Here is a 1,519-nt window from a genome sequence, read left to right on the forward strand (position 1 = left end):
CGATGTGGCGAGATTGCCGGCGCCGTCGCTGGTGAGCAGGTAGGTCGGGCCGCTCTGGGCAGCCTTGCTGGCGGCGCTGTTGACGCCGGCGAATGTGTAGGTGGCGGCGCCGTCGCCGATCGCCACCTGGCCGGCCCGCGTGGTGGTGACACCGGCGCCGATGGCGACGGCATTGTCCTGGCCGGCGAGGCTGTCGGCGCCCAGGGCGATCGAATTGTTGACCGTTAGGATGTTGCCCAAAGTCCCGCTGCCGGCATTCTGGCCGATGGCAATGTTGTCGTTGCCGGCCAGAAATTGACCTGCACGGGTGCCGCTGGCGACATTGTTGTCGCCCTCTACGATATTGCCGGCGGAGGCACCGTTGGCGATGTTGTTGTCACCTTCTACGCCGCGGCCAGCAAAGTTGCCGCTTGCGGTGTTGTTGTCACCGGTCACGGTGGCGCCGGCGCCGGCGCCAACAGCAGCGTTTCCGTCGCCGGTCGCATCTGTGCCTGCGTTGACGCCGTTGGCAGTGTTGTTTTGACCTTTCACGCCGCTGCCGGCGGTAAAACCGGTGGCGGTGTTCCTGTCGCCGGTTACGTTGTTGCCTGCGCTTGCGCCACTAGCGGTGTTGTTGCTGCCGGTCACGAACTGGCCGGAGAAAGTACCGCTGGCGGTGTTGCTGTCGCCGTCCACGAATATGCCAGCGACCCCGCCAATGGCGGCGTTGTCCCGGTTGTCTGCTTGACTGCTGCCCCCCGCGCCCTCGCCGATCGAAGTTCCTCCGTTGACGGCTACAGCTCGGGGACCGCAAGCGAGCGAGCCGGCGCCCGTCGCCGTCGCGCCGCCGCCGCTGGTAAACGGGCCCGCATCCGTCGCGGCGACGCCGCAGACCGCCTGCGCCGCCGCCGCCGCCGCCAGGGCCAGCGTGATCGTGGCGGTCACCATCGTCAGCCCGATCAAACGTTCCATGATGTTGCCCTTTCCCTGGAATCGATCCGAGCCGCGGCGCCCCGACGGTTGTCGGCGAACGGACGGCACAATGCCGTCAAATAACGGCCTTTCGCCCGGTTTGCCGGCGAAACTCCTGAATGCACATCGGCCGCCTACCACGCCAGCATCAGGCCAGCGCGGCCGCCGACCGTGTGATCGCTGGCGCCGACGCCGACGCCGCCATTGATGAAGAGGTTGTCGGTGAGCCGGGCATGGGCGGTGCCGGCAAAGGCATTCTGGCCCTCGAACGTGCCCCAATTGATCGAGACGGCGAAATTCTTGTCGGCCGGCAGGCTGCCGCCGGCCATGGCGAGCGCCATGGCAGTGCCCTCAATCGATGCGGCCGTTGAGGTCGCTAAAACCATTTTCGAGCGTGCTGACACGGTTGTCCAGCCCGGCGATCTGACCGATGTCGATGCGCGATGTGGCGAGATTGCCGGCGCCATCGCTGGTGAGCAGGTAGGTCGGGCCGCTCTGCGCAGCCTTGCTGGCGGCGCTGTTGACGCCGGCGAATGTGTAGGTGGCGGCGCCGTCGCCGATCGCCACC

At 67.1% G+C, this 1,519-nt stretch carries 1 protein-coding gene and 2 pseudogenes; all 3 read right to left on the minus strand.

The window, feature by feature from the left end; translation table 11 throughout:
- A pseudogene (locus EN925_RS35310) lies at window positions 1-951 on the minus strand (hypothetical protein); the annotation flags it as partial.
- A 134-nt stretch (window positions 952-1,085) separates the two neighbouring features.
- The gene (locus tag EN925_RS39930; protein ID WP_164766107.1) at window positions 1,086-1,292 is read right to left on the minus strand and encodes a YadA-like family protein; all 207 of its coding nucleotides are present in this window, start codon (window positions 1,290-1,292) and stop codon (window positions 1,086-1,088) included.
- Between the two features lie 10 nt (window positions 1,293-1,302).
- Window positions 1,303-1,519 (minus strand): annotated as a pseudogene (locus EN925_RS39935) (hypothetical protein); the annotation flags it as partial.

The sequence above is a fragment of the Mesorhizobium sp. M7A.F.Ca.US.006.04.2.1 genome, assembly GCF_004022915.1.
In the GTDB taxonomy this organism is placed as follows: domain Bacteria; phylum Pseudomonadota; class Alphaproteobacteria; order Rhizobiales; family Rhizobiaceae; genus Mesorhizobium; species Mesorhizobium ciceri.

Coding starts and splice junctions, on each gene's coding strand:
- EN925_RS39930 (WP_164766107.1), bottom strand. CDS start 1,292: ATGGCGCTCGCCATGGCCGGCGGCAGCCTGCCGGCCGACAAGAATTTC.